At 70.8% G+C, this 24638-nt stretch carries 18 protein-coding genes; 8 read left to right on the top strand and 10 right to left on the bottom strand.

Annotation, left to right across the window (positions count from 1 at the left end; translation table 11 throughout):
- Positions 1-12: 12 nt before the first annotated feature.
- The 5 genes from E4099_RS03415 (at position 13) to E4099_RS03435 (ending at position 4942) form a co-directional block, all read left to right on the top strand.
- A complete protein-coding gene (locus E4099_RS03415; protein ID WP_135337397.1) occupies positions 13-522 on the top strand; it encodes a Jag family protein in 510 nt (169 codons plus the stop codon).
- Positions 523-655: 133 nt separating this feature from the next.
- Positions 656-1369, top strand: a complete 714-nt coding sequence (gene rsmG / locus E4099_RS03420) for a 16S rRNA (guanine(527)-N(7))-methyltransferase RsmG (protein ID WP_135337398.1) — start codon at positions 656-658, stop codon at positions 1367-1369.
- 526 nt (positions 1370-1895) lie between these two features.
- Complete coding sequence (locus tag E4099_RS03425; RefSeq protein WP_135337399.1) at positions 1896-3026, top strand: ParA family protein; 1131 nt, start codon at positions 1896-1898, stop codon at positions 3024-3026.
- Complete coding sequence (locus E4099_RS03430; RefSeq protein WP_135337400.1) at positions 3023-4156, top strand: ParB/RepB/Spo0J family partition protein; 1134 nt, start codon at positions 3023-3025, stop codon at positions 4154-4156. Before E4099_RS03425 ends, E4099_RS03430 begins: the two co-directional genes overlap by 4 nt.
- A gap of 168 nt (positions 4157-4324) precedes the next feature.
- Positions 4325-4942, top strand: a complete 618-nt coding sequence (locus tag E4099_RS03435) for a GNAT family N-acetyltransferase (protein ID WP_135337401.1) — start codon at positions 4325-4327, stop codon at positions 4940-4942.
- A gap of 66 nt (positions 4943-5008) precedes the next feature.
- On the opposite strand, the gene trxA is transcribed toward E4099_RS03435, so the two are convergent.
- The 7 genes from trxA to E4099_RS03470 all read right to left on the bottom strand — a co-directional run bounded on the left by trxA (position 5009) and on the right by E4099_RS03470 (position 15004).
- The gene (gene trxA, locus E4099_RS03440) at positions 5009-5335 is read right to left on the bottom strand and encodes a thioredoxin (RefSeq protein ID WP_135337402.1); all 327 of its coding nucleotides are present in this window, start codon (positions 5333-5335) and stop codon (positions 5009-5011) included.
- A gap of 42 nt (positions 5336-5377) precedes the next feature.
- Complete coding sequence (trxB, locus tag E4099_RS03445) at positions 5378-6328, bottom strand: thioredoxin-disulfide reductase (protein WP_135337403.1); 951 nt, start codon at positions 6326-6328, stop codon at positions 5378-5380.
- Between the two features lie 106 nt (positions 6329-6434).
- Entirely contained in the window at positions 6435-7517 is a 1083-nt protein-coding gene (locus E4099_RS03450; protein ID WP_135337404.1) for an anti-sigma factor family protein, read from the bottom strand.
- The gene (gene sigM / locus E4099_RS03455) at positions 7514-8206 is read right to left on the bottom strand and encodes an RNA polymerase sigma factor SigM (RefSeq protein ID WP_135337405.1); all 693 of its coding nucleotides are present in this window, start codon (positions 8204-8206) and stop codon (positions 7514-7516) included. The genes E4099_RS03450 and sigM overlap by 4 nt, the downstream gene beginning before the upstream one ends.
- Positions 8207-8240: 34 nt before the next feature.
- Entirely contained in the window at positions 8241-10019 is a 1779-nt protein-coding gene (locus tag E4099_RS03460; RefSeq protein ID WP_135337406.1) for a protein kinase family protein, read from the bottom strand.
- 103 nt (positions 10020-10122) lie between these two features.
- Complete coding sequence (gene murJ, locus E4099_RS03465; protein WP_135337407.1) at positions 10123-12594, bottom strand: murein biosynthesis integral membrane protein MurJ; 2472 nt, start codon at positions 12592-12594, stop codon at positions 10123-10125.
- A gap of 46 nt (positions 12595-12640) precedes the next feature.
- On the bottom strand, positions 12641-15004 hold the full coding sequence (locus E4099_RS03470) for a DUF6049 family protein (protein ID WP_135337408.1): 2364 nt from the start codon (positions 15002-15004) through the stop codon (positions 12641-12643).
- Positions 15005-15204: 200 nt separating this feature from the next.
- Here E4099_RS03470 and E4099_RS03475 point away from each other — a divergent pair, with 200 nt between their 5' ends.
- Complete coding sequence (locus tag E4099_RS03475; RefSeq protein WP_135337409.1) at positions 15205-16695, top strand: CCA tRNA nucleotidyltransferase; 1491 nt, start codon at positions 15205-15207, stop codon at positions 16693-16695.
- An 81-nt stretch (positions 16696-16776) separates the two neighbouring features.
- Here E4099_RS03475 and E4099_RS03480 read toward each other — a convergent pair whose 3' ends face one another.
- The 3 genes from E4099_RS03480 to E4099_RS03490 form a co-directional block, all read right to left on the bottom strand.
- A complete protein-coding gene (locus E4099_RS03480; protein WP_135337410.1) occupies positions 16777-18066 on the bottom strand; it encodes an MFS transporter in 1290 nt (429 codons plus the stop codon).
- An 87-nt stretch (positions 18067-18153) separates the two neighbouring features.
- A complete protein-coding gene (locus E4099_RS03485; protein ID WP_135337411.1) occupies positions 18154-19236 on the bottom strand; it encodes an inositol-3-phosphate synthase in 1083 nt (360 codons plus the stop codon).
- A gap of 49 nt (positions 19237-19285) precedes the next feature.
- Complete coding sequence (locus E4099_RS03490; RefSeq protein ID WP_135337412.1) at positions 19286-19984, bottom strand: PadR family transcriptional regulator; 699 nt, start codon at positions 19982-19984, stop codon at positions 19286-19288.
- 357 nt (positions 19985-20341) lie between these two features.
- Between E4099_RS03490 and E4099_RS03495 the strand changes: the two genes are divergently transcribed.
- Together E4099_RS03495 and E4099_RS03500 are read left to right on the top strand one after the other, a co-directional pair.
- Positions 20342-22990, top strand: a complete 2649-nt coding sequence (locus E4099_RS03495; protein ID WP_135337413.1) for a transglycosylase domain-containing protein — start codon at positions 20342-20344, stop codon at positions 22988-22990.
- 148 nt (positions 22991-23138) lie between these two features.
- The coding region (locus E4099_RS03500; RefSeq protein ID WP_209446511.1) for a glycosyltransferase family 87 protein at positions 23139-24638 on the top strand (1500 nt) is incomplete at its 3' end.

Here is a 24638-nt window from a genome sequence, read left to right on the forward strand (position 1 = left end):
AGGAGTCCATCCGTGACGGAAGGCACCACCTCGACTGCCGAGGGGAGCGACACCCTCACCCGCCTCGAGCAGGAGGGGGAGATCGCGGCCGACTACCTCGAGGGTCTGCTGGACATCGCGGACCTCGACGGCGACATTGACATGGACGTCGAGGCCGACCGCGCCGCAGTGTCGATCATCAGCGACTCGACCAGCCGTGACCTGCAGAAGCTGGTGGGCCGCGATGGCGAGGTGCTGGAGGCGCTCCAGGAGCTGACCCGGCTCGCGGTGCACCGGGAGACCGGTGACCGCAGCCGGCTGATGCTGGACATCGCCGGCTTCCGCGCCCGCAAGCGCGAGGAGCTCACCGCTCTGGGTGCCAAGGCCGCCGAGGAGGCCAAGAGCACCGGTGAGCCGGTGAAGCTCAAGCCGATGACGCCGTTCGAGCGCAAGGTGGTCCATGACGCGGTCGCCGCGGCCGGACTGCGCAGCGAGTCGGAGGGCGAGGAGCCCCAGCGTCGCGTGGTTGTGCTCCCGGCCTGATCCCGGCGCGCCCTGCCCCGGCCGGAACCCGGCTATGCAACACCCACGGCCCCGTCTGTACGCAGGCGGGGCCGTATCTTGTCAGCCTGACATCAGCGGTCTACAGAGTGCTTGGTACGGAAGGACGGTTCCCGTGACGGAAGCAGCGGAGCTCCCCCCGGCGCCGGAGGTGGCGCGGGACGTATTCGGTGAGCGCTTCCCGGAAGCTGTTCGATATGGCGAGCTGCTGGCCGACGTGGGCGTCACCCGCGGACTGATCGGCCCGCGGGAGGTGCCTCGGCTGTGGGAGCGCCACCTGCTGAACTGCGCGGTGCTCTCCGAGGTGGTTCCCGAAGGCGTCACGGTCTGCGATGTGGGCTCGGGCGCCGGCCTGCCCGGCATCCCGCTGGCTCTGGCCCGCCCGGACCTGCGGATCACCCTGCTGGAGCCGCTGCTGCGGCGCACCAACTTCCTCCAGGAGGTCGTGGAGCTGCTGGGGCTGGACCATGTCACGGTGGCCCGCGGCCGGGCCGAGGAGGTGCTGGGGAAGCTGCCGCCGGTGCATGTGGTGACGGCACGGGCGGTGGCCCCGCTGGACCGGCTGGCCGGCTGGGGCGTGCCGTTGCTGCGCCCCTACGGAGAGATGCTGGCGCTGAAGGGGGACACCGCGGAGGAGGAGCTGCTGCACGCCCGGGCCGCGCTGAGCAAGCTCGGTGTGGTGCGGACCTCGGTGCTGCAGGTCGGGGAGGGGATCGTGGATCCGCTCTCCACCGTGGTGCGGGTGGAGGTCGGGGAGAGCCCCGGCGGGGTGCGCTTCGCGGCCAAGCGCGCCAAGGCCGCGCGCAAGGGGACGCGGCGCCGTCGCTGATCGGCGACTGCTTCCGCTCATGGGGCGGGGCCCGTCAACCGGCTCCGCTCATCAGCGCCACCGACCGGCGCTCACCGGTGTCGCGCCCCGACTTCGTACGGGGCTTCGTTCACGGTTTCACGGGGGAGTCTCCGGAGGGTCTCGTCTCGGGCTGCCGGCCCAGTACGGGATCGGCTGGGCCGATGTCACCTGCCCGCGGGGTTCCGATCAGCGGATCCGCTTTTCGGTGAGCCCGGGAGAGGCCCACTCACCCGGCCCGCCGGCGGATCTCCGCGGGTCACCGGCCGGGAGTAGGGCTCTGCTCCATACAAGCTGCCAAAACTATGCATTTCGGAGTGTCGTAGCGGTTTGACCGGTTTGCGAGTGCATCGTGTTTCACGTGAAACGCCGTTCTCTGCTGCATGGAATCATCAGCCGCGGTCGCGCGGCTGCCGCTCCCCGCGACCGCGGACGCACCCCGGACGCGGCCTCATCCACAGATTCATCCACAGGAGAACGGGCCTCGCTGGTTCACGACCCCCAAAGCATGGCAGGCTCTGTTCATTGCGAGCCTGATGTCGAGGAGAGTGAATCCTTGCGGTCCGACGCCAATATCGCGGGGCCGATGACCGATCCGGTCCCCGGTCCCCGTACCGAATCTCCGGGACAGGGCGTATCTCCGTCCCTGCCCGGACAGGAGGGATCCGCCTCCTCGCAGCACTTCGGGCAAGCGCCCGGGGAGAACCCGGCCCCGAGCGACGCCTCGATCGGCCGGCCCGCCCAGCCGGTGATGGACGCCATGGGCCGTGCCGGCCAGGGATTCCCCCGCCCCGAGCGGACCCGGGTGATGGTGGTCGCCAACCAGAAGGGCGGCGTGGGGAAGACCACCACCACGGTGAACCTCGCCGCCTCGCTCGCTCTGCACGGCGGCCGGGTCCTGGTGATCGACCTCGACCCGCAGGGCAACGCCTCGACCGCGCTGGGCATCGACCACCACGCCGAGGTGCCGTCCATCTACGACGTGCTGGTCGACAGCAAGCCGCTCTCCGACGTGGTGCAGCCGGTGCCGGATGTGGAGGGGCTGTTCTGCGCCCCGGCCACCATCGACCTCGCCGGCGCGGAGATCGAACTGGTCTCCCTGGTGGCTCGGGAGAGCCGGCTGCAGCGCGCCATCGAGGCCTATGAGCAGCCGCTGGACTACATCCTGATCGACTGCCCGCCCTCCCTCGGTCTGCTGACGGTCAACGCCATGGTGGCCGGTGCCGAGGTGCTGATCCCCATCCAGTGCGAGTACTACGCGCTGGAGGGCCTGGGCCAGCTGCTGCGCAACGTGGATCTGGTGCGCGGGCACCTCAACCCCAAGCTCCATGTCTCCACCATCCTGCTGACCATGTACGACGGCAGGACCCGGCTGGCCTCCCAGGTGGCCGAGGAGGTGCGGGGCCACTTCGGCCAGGAGGTGCTGCGCACCAGCATCCCGCGGTCGGTGCGCATCTCCGAGGCCCCCAGCTACGGGCAGACGGTGCTCACCTACGACCCGAGCTCCAGCGGCGCCCTCTCCTATCTGGAGGCGGCCCGCGAAATCGCGCTCCGAGGTGTCGGGGTGCGCTATGACGGGCGGCAGGCTCATGCGCTGCCCGCAAGTAATCAGCACAGCATGCAGGAGGGAATTCGGTGACCGAGCGACGCAGAGGACTGGGCCGAGGGCTCACTGCGCTGATCCCTCCCGCTCCCAGTGGGTCGGAGGGCTCGCTGCCCAAGGTGACGACGGGGGCTGCTTCCCCGTCGGCGGTACCGGTGCTCACCCCGGACCGCGGGGTGGCGGCGGCGCGGCTGGCCAGGCTCCCCGGCAGCGGTGTTTCACGTGAAACCGCGCCCGAGCAGGAAGTGGAGCAGCCGGCCGAGGTGCGCCCGGCCGAGGACGGGACCGCGAGGGCGTACTTCGCGGAGCTTCCGCTGGGCTTCATCACGCCCAACCCGCGCCAGCCGCGCGAGGTGTTCGACGAGGACGCCCTGGCCGAGCTCGTCACCTCCATCCAGGAGGTCGGTCTCCTCCAGCCGGTGGTCGTACGGCAGTTGGGTCCGGAGCGGTACGAGCTCATCATGGGCGAGCGCCGCTGGCGGGCCTGCAAGGAGGCGGGGCTGGAGCGGATTCCGGCGATCGTCCGGGCCACCGAGGACGAGAAGCTCCTGCTGGACGCCCTGTTGGAGAACCTGCACCGGGCTCAGCTCAACCCGCTGGAGGAGGCAGCCGCCTACGACCAGCTGCTGACGGACTTCAACTGCACCCATGACGAGCTGGCCGACCGCATCGGGCGCTCCCGGCCGCAGGTGTCGAACACCCTGCGGCTGTTGAAGCTCTCTCCCCCGGTGCAGAAGCGGGTGGCGGCCGGGGTGCTCTCCGCCGGGCACGCCCGTGCCCTGCTCTCGGTCGAGGACGCCGAGGAGCAGGACCGGCTGGCCCACCGGATCGTCGCCGAGGGCCTCTCGGTGCGGACGGTGGAGGAGATCGTGACCCTGATGGGGTCCCGGCGCGGCAGCACCTCGAAGGCCAAGGGCCCACGGGCCGGTGCCCTGGTCTCCCCCTCGCTCACCGGTCTTGCCTCCCGGCTCTCCGACCGCTTCGACACCCGGGTCAAGGTCGACCTGGGGCAGAAGAAGGGCAAGATCGTCGTCGAGTTCGCCTCGATAGAGGACCTTGAGCGCATCCTCGCCACGATGGCTCCCGGAGAGGGCCCGGTCCTGGACCAGAAGTCCTCCCCGGAGGCGGCCGAGGACGCTCAGGAGCAGGGCTCCGCGGAGGACTAGCCCGTCAACGCCAGAGCGCGGGTCGTGTTCCAGCAGTATCGGAACGCGACCCGCGTTCTTTGCTCTATGGCGGTATCGGCGTAATGTCCGCACCGTTACTATGCGATCAGGTATGGCACATCAGCCACCCGACAGCGCGGCTGGTGGGAGAAGTGAGGAACTGGCTGCATGGGGCGTCGGCTCGTACCACTGACCTTGGACAACCTCCCGGATATCCCCAAGCGGTGTCGCTCCTGTGTGTTCTGGGAGCTCGACCCGGTCAGCGGTGAGGCCGCGGTGCGGGCCGGGCGGCCCGAGTTGGAGAAGGAGGCCTGGATCTCCGCCGTGCTCCTGGAGTGGGGCTCATGCGGTCGAGTGGTCTATGTGGACGAGGTGCCGGTGGGCTTTGTGCTCTACGCGCCGCCCGCCTATGTGCCCCGGTCCACCGCATTCCCCACCAGCCCGGTGGCGGCGGACGCGGTCCAGTTGATGACCGCCTGGCTGATGCCCGGCTACCAGGGACAGGGGCTGGGTCGGGTGATGGTGCAGACCGTGGCCAAGGATCTGATCCGGCGTGGCTTCAAGGCCATCGAGGCGTTCGGTGACGCCACCTGGAAGGAACCCGCGTGTGTGCTGCCCGCGGACCATCTGCTGGCCGTGGGCTTCAAGACCGTGCGGCACCATCCGCGCTACCCCCGCCTGAGACTGGAGCTGCGGACGACCATCTCCTGGAAAGAGGACGTCGAACTCGCCCTGGACCGGCTGCTCGGCGCGGTGCAGAAGGAGCCGGCCCTGCGCCCGCTCTGAGGTGCCGTATCCGGAAGCAGTGAAACACCCTCGAGAGGGACCTTGGGGTGTCTCCCAAGCCCCGACTCAGGCGAGGAAGTCGGCCAGGTCGCGCTCGATGGCGGCCTTCGGCTTGGCACCCACGATGGTCTTCGCGACCTCGCCGCCCTGGTAGACGTTGAGCGTCGGGATCGACATCACGCCGTACTTGGCGGCGGTGTTCGGGTTCTCGTCGATGTTGAGCTTCGCGATCACGATCTCGTCGTGCTCGGCCGCGATGGCCTCCAGCGACGGGGCGATCTGGCGGCACGGACCGCACCAGGCGGCCCAGAAGTCCACGAGGACCGGCTTCTCGCTCTTGAGGACGAGCTCCTCGAAGTTGGCGTCCGTGACGGTTACCGTGGCACCGGCCATGGCGATCTCCTAACTGGTGAGGGGGGAAGGGGAGGGGGAAGGTCAGGCGGCGTTCTCGCCGTCGGCCAGAGCGGCGAGGTACCGCTCGGCGTCCAGAGCGGCAGAGCAGCCGGTGCCGGCGGCGGTGATCGCCTGGCGGTAGGTGTGGTCCACCACGTCGCCCGCGGCGAAGACGCCGGTCAGGTTGGTCCGGGTCGAGGGCGCCTGGACCTTCAGGTATCCCTCGTCGTCCAGGTCGAGCTGGCCCTTGAAGAGCTCGGTGCGCGGGTCGTGGCCGATCGCGATGAACAGGCCGGTGACCGGAAGCTCCGAGGTCTCCCCTGTCTTGAGGTTGCGCAGGTTCAGCCCCGACAGCTTGCCCTCACCGTGCAGCTCGGTGACCTCGCTGTCCCAGACGAACGAGATCTTCGGGTCGGCGAAGGCCCGCTCCTGCATGGCCTTGCTGGCCCGCAGGCTGTCCCGGCGGTGGACGATCGTGACCGACTTGGCGAAGCGGGAGAGGAAGGTGGCCTCCTCCATCGCGGTGTCACCGCCACCGACGACGGCGATGTCCTGGTCCTTGAAGAAGAAGCCGTCGCAGGTGGCGCACCAGGAGACACCGCGGCCGGAGAACTCGTCCTCGCGGGGCAGACCCAGCTTGCGGTGCTGGGAGCCGGTGGTGACGATCACTGCCTTGGCCCGGTGGACGGTGCCGGCGGAGTCGGTGACGGTCTTGATCTCCTCGGACAGGTCGACCGCGACCACGTCGTCCGGGATCAGCTCGGCACCGAAGCGCTCGGCCTGGGCGCGCATGTTGTCCATCAGGTCCGGGCCCATGATCCCGTCACGGAAGCCGGGGAAGTTCTCCACGTCGGTGGTGTTCATCAGCGCACCGCCCGCGGTGACAGAGCCCTCGAAGACCAGGGGCTTCAGGGAGGCACGGGCCGTGTAGAGCGCGGCCGTGTACCCCGCGGGCCCGGAACCGATGATGATCACGTTGCGGACGTCGCTCACTGATGTCTTCCTTGTCTGCCGGCGGTGACGGATGGGGTCGCTCATCCCACCCAACGGATCCTACGGTCCGAGCATTCCCGAGTGGGCCAGCGCCCGGCCCTGCGCCTCAGGGCCGGGCGAACGTGCCGGTCAACAGGATGGTGCCCGGAGCCGGCGGCGTGGCGGTGGTGCATCCGGCGTCGATCACGAAGGCGTCGACCCGCGAGCTGTCCGCGGGGTGGGGCAGCACGAGGAGAAAGGCGGGGGTGCCCTGGTAGGTCTCCTGCCGGGTGGCGAGCGGGGCGTCGGACCGCCCGGTGCCGGCCTGGACGCAGGAGGGCACCTGGCTCTCCTCGGTGCGCAGGGTCGTGTCGGGCGACTTCCGCACGGTCACCTCGTGGGTGGGTTCATTCCGCCGGGGGTGCCCGCTCTGTTCGTCGAGGAGCCGCTGGACCTCGGTTTCCAGCCCGGCCTGGGAGAGCGCCGTACCGGGACTCTTCTGCCGTGTGCTGACGCCCAGCCCGGCCGCCGGCTGACGGTCGCCGTCGTCCGAGCCGGAGGTCTGCACGAAGAGGCCGCCCACCCCGATCACCGCCGCGGCGCAGGCGGTGCCCAGCAGGACCTGCGGCCAGCGCCGGGCGTGCCCCCTGCGGCCGGCGCGCTGGGGGTGCCGGCGTCCGGGGCCGGTGGTGGCGGCCCGGGGACGTCCGGCGGGGCGGTCGGCCGCCCGGGAACCCGTGCCGGAGGGCGCGGTGCCCGCCAGTTCGGGGGCGTCCGCGTCCACCGACGGCTGTGCCGCCTCATCCGCAGAGGCCCCAGTCGCCGCTTCCGCCTCGGACGGGGACTCGGTTTCACGTGAAACACGATCGGCCGCGGGGCCGGTTTCACGTGAAACCGCCTTCGTCGGCCGGGTATCCGAGGCATCGGCCACCTCGATGCGCTCCACCGGGGCGGTGGCGTCCAGCAGTGCCTCGGCGGCCAGTGCCGCGTCGATGCGGCCCGCGATCTCGGCGGGCATCCGCGGCGGACCCGGGAGGGAGCCCAGCAGTGAGCGGATCTCGCTCAGCGAAGCCTCGACATCCGCGCACAGCGGGCAGTCGGCCAGATGGCGGCGTAGCGCGGCCGCGCGGACCGGGGACAGCAGTCCCTCGGTGAGCTCGGAGATCTCCGCGACCTCCGGGTGCTCGTCCGTGTCGGTCGTCGATGTCATGTGCCCCCACCTCCGCCCTTCACGGCATCTGCGTCTTTCGGTCCTGCCGCCGGTGGGACGGATGCCCCCTGCGTCCGGTTCCTTTCCCGGCGGGATCCCCGGCTATCCCACCCGGTGGGGTGGAGATGTGACAGCAGGGGCAGCAGGCGCGCTCGACCTCTGGCGCAGCGGCTCTTCACGGTGCCGTTGGGCACCTCCAGTACCGCGGCCGCCTCGGCCACCGAGTAGCCCTGCATGTCGACCAGCACCAGGGCGGCCCGCTGCTCCGGGGGAAGGGTGCCGAGGGCCGTGATCAACTCGCGGTGGAGGTCACCGCGTTCGGCGGGTGCCTCGGCCGACTCATGGGGTTCGAGGAGCTGCTCCAGCCGCTCGGGCTCGGGTACCGGGGAGGTGCGGCGGGAGGCGGCCTTGCGGGCCCGGTCCAGGCAGGCGTTGACCGTGATCCGGTGCAGCCAGGTGGTCACCGCCGACTGCCCCCGGAAGGTGTGGGCGGCCCGGTACGCGGAGACCAGGGCGTCCTGGACGGCGTCGGCGGCCTCCTCGCGGTCCCTGAGGGTGCGCAGCGCCACCGCCCAGAGCCGGTCGCGGTGCCGGCGGACGAGTTCGGAGAAGGCGTCGGGCTCGCCCCGGACATGGCGAGCGAGGAGCTCGGCGTCGCTCGCCTCGGCGAACGCGGCGTCGTCGTCCAACGTCGAGCCCCTCCCCACGCGGTCCGCTGCCGGCTCAGTCGGTGAACTTCACGTCGGTGATCGCCTGCTTGAAGGGCCGCTCGAAGTACTGCTCCGGCGGCGACTCGGGCAGAGCGGTGAGCCACACCAGAACGTACCGTGTCTTGACCGAGCTGTTGATCGTGAGTTTCGCGGTGGTCTCCCCCGTCTGAGTGGGCTTGAGCAGTTCCTTGAACCCGGAGAGGGGGGTCTGGCTGCTGCCCGTGGGGTGGAGGGAGTCGGTGGCGTAGAGGCCGATCTCGGTGTAGGTGCTCTGGGTTCCGGGGTAGAGCAGGCTGATCTCGGCGCCACCGAGGCGCCGTTCGCCACCGAGGTCGTAGACGATGCCCACGCCCTTCTTGATGCTCGGCGCGAACTTGGGGCCTTCGTTGTAACCACGAGTGCGCCAGAGGGAGTCACGGCCCTTGCTGTCCGGGCCCGTGTCATAGGTGAGCTGCACCTTGTCGTCATCCTGCGGGGTGCCGTCGGGGGCGTACTCCGCCGCTCCCTGGATCGCGATCGGCTTGCCCACGTGCTTCTTGGCGCCGCCACCCGGCTTCTTGTCCTGGTGCTGGGAGTCGCCGGAGCGGTTCTCCGACTTCAGCAGGGTGTCGGCCAGTTGCCAGCTGCCGAGGCCGAGGGCGGCGATCAGCAGCGCGGAGACCGTCCACTTGAGGACCTTGCCGGTGCGGCTCTGCAGCGGAGGAGGCGGCGGCACCGGGGCCGGGACCGCGGGTCCTGGCCGCCCGTTGCGGATCGGCGGCGGGCCGTAGGCGCGCTGCTGGAAGGCCTCCGGCGGGGCGAAGGAGGGTTCGGGCGGACGGATGCGCGGCATCGCCGCGACCGCCTTGGCCAACTCCTCCGGGGTGGTGCAGGGCGGCTCCTGGCGGGAGGCGGTGGCCCCGTCGTTGACCAGGGCGCGCATGGCGAGGTCGGAGAGTCCGCGGTGCACCCCGGCACGTACCTGGTCGGGGGCGATCAGGCCGACGCCCTTGGGCAGGCCGGGCAGGCCGTAGGCGTCGCTCTCGTACGGCCAGCGCTGGGTGAGCGCCGCGTAGAGCAGGGCGCCGATCGCCTCGGTGTCGGTGCGCTGCGGGTGGTCGGAGCTGATCCCGCGCAGCGCGGCCATCACGGCGAGGCCGCGGATGCGGTACTGGCCCGACTCGGTGCGCAGTACGGAGCCGGGGTTGAGGCGGAGGTGGGCCAGGCCCTCCCGGTGTGCGGCGGCCATGGCCTGGGAGACCTGGCTGACGAGTTGGTAGGCGTCGTGCGGCTCGAAGGGGCCGGCGGCCAGGACGGCGGTGAGTTCGGTGGCGTCGGGCAGCCACTCGTGGACCACGTAGACGAGGTCGTTCTCCTCGACCGCGTCCAGCACCTGGACGAACCGCGGGTCGCCGAGGAGTGCCGCGGAGCGGGCCGCGGCGAGCACGGGGCGGGCGCGCGGGTGGTCGGCGGGCAGTATGTGCACCCCGACGGCCCGGCGCAGCTTCTCGTCGACGGCCCGCCAGCTGCTGAATCCGTCCAGACGGGTGACGCATTCCTCAAGGCGGTAGCGTCTGGCGAGTTTGTGGCCGCTGTGCAGCTCCGGGGGGCTTGTCCTGCCCTCCGCACCGGCGCTGTCCGGGCGCGCGGCGACGTCCTTGCCGGGCTCGCCGGCCTCTTGGGACTCGCTGGCCTCTCCGGACATGGTCTCGGTTCCCGCCCCGTCGGTCGTGGCCGTCTCCGCCTGGGCGGCCGACGGCTTCTCACCGTCGTTGTCGGCCACGTCGACGGCAGCCGTGCTCCGTTCCGCCACCGTCGTTCCTGCCTCCCCATCCATCGCGCTGGTCCACGGCTAATTGTGCCCACAGTCCGCCGCTATGCACGACACGCGGTGGCGGACGATGGTTGTGCTCAGCTCACCTGCCGAGACGTCCGCGGACCATACCAACCATGGCTGTCAGTTCCTCGATACGCATCCGCTTGGCAGCGACGAAGAAGACCCCGAGCAGCACCACGCCACCGCCCACCAGCGCCGCCAGCGAACCGACCATGCCACTGCCGAGGGACCCGGTGATGACGTAGGCCGCGCCGCCACCGAGGGCGGTGGCCGGGATGCAGGCACCGGCCAGACGGGTGTACGTGCGCGCCACCCGGCGGCCGTCGAGGTCGCCGCCGAGCCGGACGCGCAGGCGCTTCCAGGCGACACCGACGCCGACGGCGTAGGCCAGACCGTAGGAGGCGGCCATGCCGGCCACCGCCCAGCGGGCGGGCAGCAGCATGTAGCTGAGCCCGGAGCCGGCGGCGTTCACCACGGCGACGATCACGGTGTTGTAGAAGGGGGTGCGGGTGTCCTCGTACGCGTAGAAGCCGCGGAGGATCACGTACTGCGCGGAGAACGGGATCAGGCCCAGCCCGAAGGCCATCAGGATGTAGCCGAAGGCCTTGGCGGTCCCCAGGCCCGAGGTGCCGAAGAGCATGGTGCACATGGGGATGCCCAGGGCGACGAAGCCGAAGGACAGCGGCACGATGGCGACCGCGGAGGTGCGCAGGCCCTGGGAGATGTCGTCGCGGACCGCGCCGGCGTCCCCGTCGTGGGCGGCGCGGGAGATCCGGGGCAGCAGGGCGGCCATCACGGACACGGTGATGATGGCCTGCGGCATGCCCCAGATCAGCTGGGCGCTGGTGTAGCCGATGTAGCCGGTGCCGGGGTACGCGCTTTCCGCCTCGGCGCCGGCCGCGGTGGCGAGCCGGGTGACCACGATGTTGCCCGCCTGGTTGGCGAGCACGAACAGCAGGGTCCACTTGGCCAGCTTGGCGGCCTTGCCGAGGCCGTGGCCGCGCCAGTCGAAGCGGGGCCGGAAGTGGAAGTCGGCGGCGCGCAGGTAGGGGAACATCGCCAGCGCCTGGACCACCAGGCCGAGCAGGGTGCCGATGCCCAGCAGCCGGATGCCCTCCGGGGTGATGGTGGTGACGTTCATCTTGGAGTTGCTGGCGGTGCCGAAGACCCAGATGAACAGGCCGAAGGTGGCGATGACGACGATGTTGTTGAGGACCGGGGTCCACATCATGGCGCCGAAGCGGCCGCGGGCGTTGAGGATCTGCCCGACCACCACGTGCACGCCCATGAAGAAGATGGTGGGCAGGCAGTAGCGGGCGAAGGCGACGGTCACCTCGTTGGCGGGGGCGTCGCCGGCGATCTTCGGGGACAGCTGGCCGACCAGCCAGGGGGCCGCGAGCATGCCGAGCACCACCAGCGCCGCGAGGGCCACCATCACCAGGGTGAGCAGCCGGTTGGCGTAGGCCACGCCGCCGTCCTCGTCCTCCTTCATCGCGCGGACCAGCTGCGGGACGAAGACGGAGTTCAGACCACCGCCGACGGTGAGGAAGTAGATCATCGCCGGCAGCACATAGGCGACCGCGTAGGTGTCACCGAGGACGGCACCGCCGAGCGCGGCGATGATCACCATCTGCCGGACGAAGCCGGTGAGCCGGGACACCAGGGTGCCGGCCGCCATCAGGGCGCTGGACTGGAGCAGGTTGGAGGCCTTGCCGCCGCGCTTGGCGGCCTGGGTCTCCTCGGCGGGCCGCGGTTCGGTCGTCGGCGGTGCCGGAGGCGCCGCCGGTGCGGCCGGCCCGCCACCCGCCGGGGTGGCAGCGGCGGCCTGGCCCACCGGCTGGGGGGCGGCCTGCCCCTGCTGCGGCCCGGCGGCCGGGTACTGCGGCTGCTGGGCGTACTGCTGCGGGGCCTGCTGCTGGTAGTACCCGGGCTGCTGCTGGGGCTGCTGGTACTGCTGGGGCGCGTAGTCCTGCACGTGGTCCTGGGTGTACTGCTGCTGGCGCTGCGCCTGGTAGGGCTGCTGGTCGCGGTAGAGGTGCGCGAAGGCGTCCTGCGGGGGCTGCTCCCCGCCGTCCTGGCCCGGCGGCCCGGTCACGCCCAGGTACTGGGTGGCCGCCTGGTCGTCCGCGTAGGACGGCAGCCCCTGCGCCGCGCCCTCCGGGCCGGGGGGCGCGGGCCACATCTGGGTCTCGGGGTTGTGCGCCGAGGTGTGCGGCTGGTCGTAGTGCGGCGCCTGGTTCTGGTAGCCCGGCGCGGCCTGGTGCGCAGACCGGTCGTAGCGGGGGTCGGTCAGCGGGTCGTACGCGTAGGGGTCCTGCGTCGGGTACGGGAAGGGCGTGTAGGTGCCGGTGACGTACGGGTCCTGGAAGTACGGGTCCTGCGGATACGGCAGCTGGCTGTAGGAGGCCTGGCGGGGGTCGCCGAGATAGGGGTCCTGCTGGTGCGGCTCGGCCGGATAGGCGTCCGGGGGCGTGGCATGGGGCGGCGGGACCCGGCCTGCCGGGTCCTCGCCCGGGCCACGGCCGCGATCACCGTCGTACGGCGCGTTCATCGCTACCCCACCTCATCGTCCGCGGCCGGTCCGGCCACACCAGTGCTCAATGCTCCACTTTCTCACCTGAGCCGGATGGCTCAGCGCTTTGCGAACCGGTGTCCGGCTCCGGGTCACTCTGCTGCTCGGGTACGAGGATGTCCGGCGCGTCGTCGCCTTTGGCCTGTTCTCCCTCGTCTCGGGGCGTGTTCCCGTCCACGGGAGTGGAGTCCGTGCCGTTCTCGGCGCCCGGATTGTTGTCCTCGTCACGGTGGGCGTTCCGCTTGCGCTGAAGGTAGATGCGGACGCCGGCGAGGACCAGCAGCAGTACCCCGCCGCCGATGACCAGCATCACCGCGGAGGTGGCCTCGGTGACGTTCACCTCGAAGGACACCGCCTGGCCGTAGGGCTGGCCGTCGGCGGTGACCAGCTGGGCGGTCACCCGGACCCGGCCGTTGGCATAGGCCGTGGTGCCGAACTTCACGGACTGGCTGTGCCCGCCCTCGACGTGGATGGGCTGCGGATCGCCCACGGTGAGCCGGTTGCCCTGCGAGGAGGTCAGTTGCAGCTGAAGGCCCTGTACGGGCTGGAGCAGGCCGTTCTGCACGGTGACCGGGATGGTCGCGCTGCGGCCGGAGAGGGTGACCGTGGACTTGCGGATCAGCCGGACCTTCTCGGTGAGCCCCTGCAGCTCGCGGTGGACGGAGGTGCGGAAGGCGAGGCCGCCGCGGGCCTTGCCTCGCCAGGCGGTGGACATCTCCCGCAGGATCGCGCTGCCGAAGGGGGTCTCCACCCGGTCCTTCACGGTGAGGATGTCCGTGAAGAGGTCGAGCGCCCGCTGGTCCTTGCGGATCCTGTCGAAGGCCGCGTAGCGCAGCTCCCCGGCGCGCAGCCGGCTGGGGTAGGCCCGTCCGCTGGGTACCCGCTTGGTGGCCAGCGGGTCGGGCTGGGCGGCGGCGGCCTGCCCCAGGTTCTGCGGCTGGCTCCAGCGGTTGTCGGACAGGCCCCGCAGGGCCGCCGCCATGGTCTTGGCCTGCGCGGTGGTGGGCATGCGCTGCGGCGCGACCAGGATGCTGCGCTGCTTGGACGGGGCCTGCTGGGTGAGCATCTGGCTCTGGGCGAGGAAGCGCTGGACGGCCAGGGTGCGGCTCTCGGGCCGGGACATGTTGCCGGCGAAGGCCGTGGAGAGCCGGGCGTCGGCCACCACCGCGGTGTTGCCGCCGCCGATCTGCCGGGCGGCGTTGGGGGTGTACAGCAGGCCGCCGGTCTCCTGGAGGCTGTCGCTGCGGGCGATCACATGGTGGGCGCCGGCCGAGGTGGCCACGTCCACGATGGAGGAGTCGATCGCCCCGTCCACCGGCCAGGCGAAGTCGGTGCGCGGCTTGATGCCGAGGATGCCCTCCACCGTGCTGGAGGCGAGTTCGGTGGCCGTCTGGAGGTGGCTGAGCGCGCCGGGGACGTTCTTGCCGCGGTGGGCGAGCGAGGCCAGGTCCGGGTCGGCGAACGGCAGGGCCACCACCTGGTGGCCCTTGATGGCCTTCTCCAGGTCGCCCAGCCACTGCTCGGCGATCGCCTGGCCCTTCCCCGGCCTGGTGTCCTCGCCGTCCTCGACCTCGTAGTCCCGGGTCATGGCGTCCGCGGTGGCCAGCAGGTCCGGGTCGATCACCCAGGTGATCGGGAGGTCCTTGCCGAGGGCGACCATCTGCTGGAGCCGACCGCCGGGGCCGAGCTCGTCCTTGAGCCTGTCGTCCCGGAAGACCGGGGTCTGCGATTCGTCGGAGAGGGTGCGCGAGGTGACATGGGTGGGCGCTATGAGCGGCCACAGGAAGGCGAGCCGGGTCTTCTTCGGGGCCCCGGAGGGCTGCCAGGGCAGGAAGGTCCGCTCGATGCCCAGCACCTGCGGCCAGGGCCGGTCGGCCGTCTGGCCGCCCAGCGCGACGGCGATCTGGTAGGCCCCCGGGCTGGTGAGGCCCAGCCGCTCGACCGGGATGGAGAGGGTGAAGTCGCGGCTGCCGCCGGCCGGGAGCCGGCCGACCTTCTCGCTGTACCGGGCGTCTATCCGGCGGCCGTCCAGGTTCGGCGCGTAGCCCTTGCGGCGGGCCGCGTCCTCGATGGCCGTGCGGCTGTTCATCGGCGGGCCGAGCCGCAGTTCGACCTGGGCGTCGGTGACCGGGGAGCGCCCGGCGTTGGTGACGGTGCCGGTCACGGTCAGCGTGTCGTCGCCGGACGGGGTGGTGGGGGTCAGACTCTTGATCGCCACATCGACGGTGCGCGAGCCGGTGGGCGCGCTCTGCGCCTGGGCGTCGGAGGCCGCCGGCAGCTGGACCAGACCCGCGAGCAGCGGTACCCCGGTGAGCAGCGCCGCGGCGCGTTTGAACCACCGGCGGGCGGGAGCGGAAGGTGTGCCCTGGAACTCTGCCGCCTCGGCCACGTGCTCGCCCGTCCCTCGTCGTCGTCAGTGGTCGTCGTAGTGTGCGTGTCCACGCATGGTAACGATGCTCGCGGGGGCGCGGCGCCGCGGTGTGGCCCGCAAGATCGCAGCCGTGGTCCGGCGGTCGGATTCCCGGGGTGATCCCGACCCGGGGAGAACCGGGAGGCTTCGGGGCGCTGGGCCACGTACCCTGTTCTGTTGTGCCGAATGCCAACAATGACAGCCTCACCCCGCAGCCGACCAGCGAACTCAGTCAGGCGCAGCGCCTGGCCGTGAGTGAGCTGCTGCGGGTGTCCCCCGTCGCCGATGATCTCGCCCGCCGGTTCCAGCAGGCCGGGTTCACCCTTGCCCTGGTCGGCGGCTCGGTACGGGACGCGCTGCTCGGCCGGCTCGGCAATGACCTGGACTTCACCACCGACGCCCGCCCCGAGGACGTACTGAAGATCGTGCGCCCCTGGGCCGACGCGGTGTGGGACGTGGGGATCGCGTTCGGCACGGTCGGCTGCCGCAAGAAGTCGTCCGGTGGCAATGCCGCGGTCCAGGACTATCAGATTGAGATCACGACTTATCGGTCGGAAGCGTACGACCGCACCTCGCGGAAGCCCGAGGTGTCCTACGGCGACTCGATCGAGCAGGATCTGGTGCGCCGGGACTTCACGGTGAACGCGATGGCGGTGGCGCTGCCGGAGAAGGAGTTCATCGACCCGCACAACGGGCTGGAGGACCTCGCCGCCCGGGTGCTGCGCACCCCGGGCACGCCGGAGGAGTCCTTCTCCGACGACCCGCTGCGGATGATGCGGGCCGCGCGCTTCGCCGCACAGCTCGACTTCGAGGTGGCGCCCGAGGTGGTCGCCGCGATGACCGAGATGGCCGACCGGCTGGACATCGTCTCGGCGGAGCGGGTGCGCGACGAGTTCAACAAGCTGGTCCTGTCGGCGCACCCCCGCAAGGGCCTGCGGCTGCTGGTCGACACCGGGCTGGCGGCCAGGGTGCTGCCGGAGCTCCCGGCGCTGCGGCTGGAGCGCGATGAGCACCACCGGCACAAGGACGTGTACGAGCACACGCTGACCGTGCTGGAGCAGGCCATCGACCTGGAGGAGGAGGGCCCCGACCTGGTGCTGCGGCTGGCCGCGCTGCTGCATGACATCGGGAAGCCCAAGACCCGCAGGTTCGAGAAGGACGGCCGGGTCTCCTTCCACCACCACGAGGTGGTGGGCGCGAAGATGACCAAGTTCCGGATGATGAAGCTCAAGTACTCCAACGAGCTGGTCAAGGACGTGGCCCGGCTGGTCGAGCTGCACCTGCGGTTCCACGGGTACGGCACCGGGGAGTGGACCGACTCGGCCGTGCGGCGGTACGTACGGGACGCGGGGCCGCTGCTGGGCCGGCTGCACAAGCTGACCCGCTCGGACTGCACCACCCGCAACAAGCGCAAGGCGACGGCGTTGTCCCGGGCCTACGACGGGCTGGAGGAGCGCATCGCGCGGCTTCAGGAGCAGGAGGAGCTGGACGCGATCCGGCCGGACCTGGACGGCAACGAGATCATGGAGATCCTCGGGATGCCGCCGGGCCCGCAGGTCGGCAAGGCGTACAAGCATCTGCTGGAGCTCCGGCTGGAGCACGGGCCGATGGAGCGGGACGCCGCGGTGGCCGCCCTCAAGCAGTGGTGGGCGCAGCAGCCGCAGGGCTGAGGCAGTCCCCCTCGTTTCACGTGAAACACCGCTCCGGTCCCGCGGGGCGGTGTTTCACGTGAAACGGACGATCGGGGGCCCTCAGAGCCCGGGCCGGACCGGCCGGTAGCGGTACCGCGCCATCCCGACCGCGACCAGGGCGTAGATCACCGACACCAGCAGCACCAGCGCCACCGAGCGGCCGTCCCGCGGCAGTATCGAGGCGGCCACCCCCGCCGCGCCCACGAAGGCGACGTTGAACAGCACGTCGTAGAGGGAGAAGATCCGGCCCCGGAAGTCGTCGTCGATCGCGCCCTGGACGACGGTGTCCGTGGCGATCTTCGCACCCTGGGTGGCCAGCCCCAGCACGAACGCGGCCACCAGCATCGGAGCCGGTTGGAACGGCAGCCCCAGACCGGGCACCAGGACGGCCGATCCGGCCGCGCACAGCACGATCCAGCCGGAGGTCCCCAGCCGGCCCACCGCCCAGGGCGTCACCACCGCCGCGGCGAAGAAGCCGGCGCCCGAGACGGCCACCGCGAGCCCCAGCAGCGCCAGCCCGTCGGATCCGGCGTCGGCCCAGGCGTACCGGCAGAGCATCAGGAGTATCACGGTGAGCGCGCCATAGCAGAAGCGCATCAGCCCCATCGCGGCCAGCACCCGGGCCGCGGGTCGGCGGGCGGCCAGATGGCGCAGCCCGTCGGCGAGCCCTCGTACGGTGCTGAGCAGGGCGGTGCGCAGCCGCGGCTGGAGCCACTTCGGGTCGGGGCCCAGCAGGTCCGCGGGCATCAGCAGGGCCGAGAGCCCGGCGGCCAGGTAGATCGCCGCACCGAGCAGCACCACCAGCGCGTCGGTGGACAGCCCGCCACCGGGCACCACCAGGCGCACCAGGAAGGCGGCCCCGGCCCCGGCGGTGGCCGCCAGGGTCCCCGCGGTCGGGGAGAGCGAGTTGGCCATCACCAGTCGTGTGGGGCCGTCGACCACTCGGGGCAGCGCGGCCGACAGGCCGGCCAGGACGAAGCGGTTGACGGCGGTGACCGAGAGCGCCGAGACGTAGAAGAGCCAGTCGGAGACCTGAGCCAGGATCAGCACCGCGGTGCCCGCGGCGAGTCCGGCGCGCAGCACGTTGCCGAAGAGCAGCACCTGCCGGCGGCGCCAGCGGTCCAGCAGCACGCCCGCGAACGGCCCGAGGAGCGAGTAGGGAAGGAGCAGCACGGCCATCGCGGAGGCGATCGCCGCGGCGGAGGTCTCCTTCTCCGGGGAGAACACCACATAGGCGGCGAGGGCGGCCTGGTAGACGCCGTCGGCCAGTTGGGAGAGCAGCCGGACGGCGAGCAGGCGGCGGAAGTCGCGGAGCCGGAGCAGCACGCGCAGATCACGTACGACGGGCATGGCGCTCAGCCTCACACACACCGCAGGCCCCCGGGAGCAACCCGGGGGCCTGAGATCAGCGGCGGTGTTCCGCCACCGGCGGCGTGGTCAGCGCTCGACCTCGCCCTTGATGAACTTCTCGACGTTCTCCCGGGCCTCGTCGTCGAAGTACTGCACCGGCGGGGACTTCATGAAGTACGAGGACGCGGAGAGGATCGGGCCACCGATGCCCCGGTCCTTGGCGATCTTCGCGGCGCGCAGCGCGTCGATGATGACACCCGCGGAGTTCGGGGAGTCCCAGACCTCGAGCTTGTACTCCAGGTTCAGCGGGACGTCGCCGAACGCACGGCCCTCCAGGCGGACGTAGGCCCACTTGCGGTCGTCCAGCCAGGCCACGTAGTCGGACGGGCCGATGTGGACGTTCTTCTCGCCCAGGTCGCGGTCCGGGATCTGGGAGGTGACGGCCTGCGTCTTGGAGATCTTCTTGGACTCCAGGCGCTCGCGCTCGAGCATGTTCTTGAAGTCCATGTTGCCGCCGACGTTCAGCTGCATGGTGCGCTCGAGGATGACACCCCGGTCCTCGAACAGCTTGGCCATCACACGGTGCGTGATGGTGGCGCCGACCTGCGACTTGATGTCGTCACCGACGATCGGCACACCGGCCTCGGTGAACTTGTCCGCCCACTCCTTGGTGCCGGCGATGAAGACCGGCAGCGCGTTGACGAAGGCGACCTTGGCGTCGATGGCGCACTGGGCGTAGAACTTCGCCGCGGTCTCGGAGCCGACCGGCAGGTAGCAGACGAGCACGTCGACCTGCTTGTCCTTGAGGACCTGGACCACGTCGACAGGGGCCTCGGCGGACTCCTCGATGGTCTGGAGGTAGTACTTGCCCAGACCGTCGAGCGTGTGGCCGCGCTGCACGGTGACGCCGGTGGCCGGCACATCCGTGATCTTGATGGTGTTGTTCTCGCTGGCACCGATCGCGTCCGCGAGGTCGAGGCCGACCTTCTTCGCGTCCACGTCGAAGGCGGCCACGAACTCCACGTCGCGGACGTGGTAGTCGCCGAACTGCACGTGCATCAGACCCGGCACGCGGCTGTTCGGGTCGGCGTCCTTGTAGTACTCGACGCCCTGCACGAGCGACGCGGCGCAGTTGCCCACGCCGACAATGGCTACGCGAACCGAACCCATTCCGGTTGCTCCCTGTGTGTGTGTCGAAGCCCTGCGGGGGTGCAGAGGCTCACTTGGCGGTGTCATCGGTCGAGCCCGGCCGGGTCGTACCCCGGCGCCGGGGCAGACCGCCCGTCTCTTCGGACCGGTCCCGTCTCCCGGCCGCGGGCCGAGGGGTCTCCGGTGCGGCGGGCCCGCTGCGCTGGTCGCGCCCGGCCCGCTCGCTCTCGATCAGCTCGTTCAGCCAGCGGACCTCGCGCTCCACTGACTCCACGCCATGCCGCTGCAGCTCGAGGGTGTAGCTGTCGAGCCGCTCCCGGCTGCGGGCCAAGGAGGCGCGCATCTTCTCCAGGCGCTCCTCCAGGCGGCTGCGCCGCCCCTCGAGCACCCGCACCCGCACCTCGCGCGAGGTCTGGCCGAAGAAGGCGAAGCGAACACCGAAGTGCTCGTCCTCCCACGCCTCCGGGCCGGTGTGGGCGAGCAGTTCCTCGAAACGCTCCTTGCCCTGCGCGGTCAGCCGGTAGACGATCTTCGCCCGGCGGCCGGCCAGCGTAGCCGCTCGCGCGTCCTCCGGCGCACTCCCCGGCTCCTCGACCAGCCAGCCGTTCGCGACCAGCGCCTTGAGGCAGGGGTAGAGGCTGCCGTAGCTGAAAGCACGGAAGACGCCGAGCGAGGTGTTCAGACGTTTCCGCAGCTCATAGCCGTGCATGGGGGACTCGCGCAGCAGTCCGAGGACGGCGAACTCCAGGATTCCGGAACGCCTGGTCATCCTCCGCCTCCCCGCTGTCCGTGTTCCTTATGGCGAGCTGATGTATCGCCTCGATACATCCCGACGATAGAGCGGCCCACCCTCTGGTACAAGAGGGGCCATGGTGAACGGCGTCACATCAGGGATTCGTTGAAGTCAACCTGTGCGGTTTGGAGTGAAGATGGTCGGTGGGCGCGTTTTGACCGTGCGTACTCTGTTCGCCATGCAGACCACTGGGAACCGCGCGACGCCACTGGGCGTCTCCGTCGTGGATGCAGTGCGCCCGAACGCGGCCAGTCGGTCGGCGCGCACATCGGGGGGACCGCATGCCACCTGCCGCTTCCAGGCGATTGAGCCTGCCCGAGGAGTAGTCGTTCCATGAGCGAGCACCGTCGCAAGCCGCCGCAGCCGCAAGGCGGCGGACGAGCAGCGGCCCGTCGCGCTGCCCAGCAGTCATCGGGCCACCGCGCAGCACCGCCGCCCAGTGGCCAGGGGGCCCAGGCCGAACCGCCCGGTGAGGCGGCACGTCCGCATGGCGGCCGGGCCGAGGCCCGGCGCGCCGCCCAGCGCGGTGGCCGCCGCAGGGCGGCGGACCCGGCCGGTGCCGGCCATGCCTCCGGCGCCCCGGAAGGCGGGCGGCGCGGGCGCGGCGGCAAGAACCGCCCGCCGGGCAAGAAGCGCTTCATCGACTACCCGCGCCGGGGCAAGACGGGCTTCAAGCGCTGGGTGCCGTCCTGGAAGCTGGTCACCGGCACCTTCCTGTCCTTCGTGGGACTGCTGGTCGCCGCGGCGGGCATCGGCCTGATGCTGGTGCAGGTGCCCGACCCGGCGGCGGCGGCCGAGTCGCAGAAGAACGTCTACTACTGGGCGGACGGCCGGCAGATGGTGGTCTCCGGTGGCGGTGACTACAACCGCCAGATCGTGCCGCTCAGCAAGATTCCCAAGTCCATGCAGAGCGCGGTGATCGCCGCGGAGAACGCCAGCTTCTACAGCGACTCCGGCGTCGACCCGATGGGTATCGCCCGCGCGGTGGTCAACATGGCCAAGGGCGGTGCCACCCAGAGTGGCTCGACCATCACCCAGCAGTATGTGAAGAACACCTACCTGGGCCAGGAGCAGACCCTCAAGCGCAAGGTCACCGAGCTCTTCATCTCGGTCAAGGTCGGCTGGACCCAGGACAAGGACGACATCCTGGCCGGCTATCTGAACACCGCGTTCTACGGGCGCGGCGCCTACGGCATCCAGGCCGCCTCCCGCGCGTACTACGGCAAGGACAGCGAGGAGCTGAACCCCAGCGAGAGCGCCTTCCTGGCCGCGACGCTCAACGGCCCCAACCTCTACGACCCGGCCGGCGGCATCGGCAGGATCGCGACCAAGAAGCTCAACACCGAGCGGGCCACCAACCGCTGGAAGTGGATCCTCAAGCGCGAGGTCGAGACCGGCCACATGACCGAGGCCGACCGCGCCAAGTGGGTGGACAAGGGCTTCCCGCGCCCCGAGCCGCCGCGGCCGGCGACCAACAAGGGCGGCCAGATCGGCTACCTCACCGACCTCGCCGACCAGTACATCATCGAGCACACCAACATCAGCAAGGCTCAGCTGGACAAGGGCGGCTACCAGATCCACACCACCTTCGAGCGCGACAAGGTCAACAAGCTCAAGACCGCCGTGGAGAAGGTCTCCAAGGAGAACATCAACCCCAAGCTGCGGCCCAGGACGGACAAGTACGTCCAGTTCGGTGGCGCCTCGGTGGAGCCCGGCACCGGCAAGATCGTCGCGATCTACGGCGGCAAGAACGCCCTGGAACACTGGCACAGCAACGCCATCTACACCGGTGCCCAGGTGGGCTCGACCTTCAAGCCCTTCGTGCTGGCCGCCGCGATGCGGGACGGGGTCAGGGACCCCAAGCTCGGCCCCGAGCAGCCGCTCTCCGCGCGCACCAAGGTCTCACCGACCAGCGTCTACAACGGCGACAACAAGGTGACCCTGCTCAACTACGACAAGACCGTCTGGCACGACGAGAAGGGCCGGGAGTGGCACCAGGCCAACGATGACAACGGGGAGTACGGACCCGTCGACCTGCGCACGGCCATGGAGCACTCGGTCAACACGGCCTATATGCAGCTGGGCATGGACGTGGGCGTCGACAAGGTCAGGCAGGCGGCCAAGGACGCCGGCATGGACGAGAAGGAGTTCACCTCGCTGACCCCGACCTTCTCCCTGGGCACCTCGGCCCCCAGCGCCATCAACCTGGCCAACGCCTACGCCACCTTCGCGGCCCGCGGCCAGCAGGTGGACCCGTACTCGGTGGAGACCATCGAGCACAACGGCGTGGAGACCTGGAGCCACGACGAGGTGAAGAAGGAGGAGCAGGCCTTCGACACCAACGTCGCGGACAACGTCACCGACGTGCTGCAGTCGGTGGTGGAGAACGGCACCGGCAAGAACGCCCGGATCGGCCGCCCGGCGGCGGGCAAGACCGGCACCACCGACGACAACAAGTCCGCCTGGTTCGCCGGCTACACCCCGCAGCTGTCCACCGCGATCGGCATGTGGCGGATGGACGACCAGGCCGAGGTCCAGAGCTTCCTGCCGATGTACGGCGTGGGCGGCCAGGACAAGATCCACGGTGCCTCGTTCCCGTCCGAGATCTGGGCCGACTACATGCGTGAGGCCATGGACGGCGTCCCGGTGAAGCAGTTCCCGGAGCCGGGCCCGATCGGCGACAAGATCTACGGTGACGGCGCCAGCCCGGATCCGACCACCCAGGCGCCGACCCAGAGCCCGTCCACCGAGGAGCCCTCCGAGGAGCCGTCCAAGGAGCCGACCGAGGACCCGACCACCAAGAAGCCGACGGAGGACCCCTCGCCCACCGACAGCTGCGGCCCGCTCGACCCGCTGTGCGGCGACAACGGGAACGGTGGCCCCGGCGGACGACCAGGCGGGCCCGGCGGCAAACCCACGTCGCCCACCACCGACCCGACGGACGGCGATTCGGGCGCCTTCTTCGGCGGACCACCGGACTAGCTTCTACCCCCGCCCCAGCACCACCCGCGGCCACGCGGAGCGCACCCCGCTCCGCGTGGCCGCGGCCGTTCCTCCGGCCGGCCGCCCGCCCCGCCGTGTCGGGCGCCTCCGGGCCCCCCGCGGCGGCGGGTACGGCAGGATGGCCCGCATGAGGAGCTCGGACGACGATGACCTGCCGGTGCGGCCGACCGTCGAGGACGAGGTCGCGGCGGCCGGCAGCGAGGTGATCGGTGGGCCGATGGGCCGTCGCGCGCTGTCCGGGACGAGCTGGTGGACGCCGGTGCGGGTGGTGGTCCTGGCGGCCATCGTGATGTTCGCGCTCGGCATGGCCCAGAAGGTGTCCTGCTACAACGGCGCCTGGTTCCAGGGGTCCGGCAGCCAGTACGTCCACGCCTGCTACTCCGACATCCCGCACCTGTACGGCAGCCGGGGCTTCGCCGACGGCCTCGTCCCGTACTTCGACCGCATCCCGGACAAGGACTCGGGCGGCATAGGGTATTTGGAGTATCCGGTGCTCACCGGGCTCTTCATGGAGGTCGCCTCCTGGATGACGCCCGGCGGCGGCATCGAGCACCGCTCCCAGACCTACTGGTTGGTCAACTCGGGCATGCTGATGGTCTGCGCCGCCGCCCTGGCCTACTGCACGGTGCGCATCCACCGCAACCGCCCCTGGGACGGCATGCTGGTCGCCCTCGCACCGGCGTTCGCGCTCACCGCGACCATCAACTGGGACCTGTTCGCCGCGGCCCTCGCCTCGGCCGGCCTGCTGCTGTGGTCACGCCACCGCCCACTGCCCGCCGGGATCCTGATCGGCCTGGCCACCGCCGCCAAGTTCTACCCGCTGCTGCTGCTCATCCCGCTGTTCCTGCTGTGCCTGCGGGCCGGGCGGCTGCGGGACTTCGCCACCGCGGCGGTCGGAGCGGCGGGCGCCTGGCTGCTGGTGAACGTCCCGGTGATGTTCACCACCGGCGGCGGGCTGCACCTGCGCGAGGGCTGGGCGAAGTTCTACACCTTCAGCCAGGAACGCCCGGTGGACCTCGGCTCGGTGTGGCTGATCATCTCCCAGCGCACCGGCGACCCGATCGAGGACGCCAACACCTACGTCGCCGTGCTGCTGGCCCTGGCCTGCGCCGGGATCGCCGCGCTCGCCCTGTGCGCCCCGCGCCGCCCCCGCCTGTCCCAGCTGGCCTTCCTGGTGGTCGCCGCGTTCGTGCTCACCAACAAGGTGTACTCGCCGCAGTACGTGCTCTGGCTGGTGCCGCTGGCCGCCCTGGCCCGCCCCCGCTGGCGCGACTTCCTGATCTGGCAGTCCGCCGAAGTGGTCTACTACGTCGCCGTCTGGATGCACCTGGCGTACAACAGCAGCGGTGACGCCCACCGCGGGCTGCCCCCGGAGGGCTACCAGCTGGCCATCGCCGTGCACGTGCTGGCCACCCTGTACCTGGTGGCGCTGGTGGTGCGGGACGTACTGCGGCCGGAACGGGACCTGGTGCGCAAGGACGGCTCGGACGACCCCTCGGGCGGCGTGCTGGACCGAGCGCCGGACGTGTTCGTACTGGGCCGGGCCCGGGAGTACCAGGCGGCCGGCGCGCCGGCGGCGCCGTACCCGGGTCCGGCGGTGGCCCTGGCTCTTATACCCATCTCCGCG

Origin of the sequence: Streptomyces palmae, from assembly GCF_004684805.1 — a bacterium.
GTDB classification, from domain to species: domain Bacteria; phylum Actinomycetota; class Actinomycetes; order Streptomycetales; family Streptomycetaceae; genus Streptomyces; species Streptomyces palmae.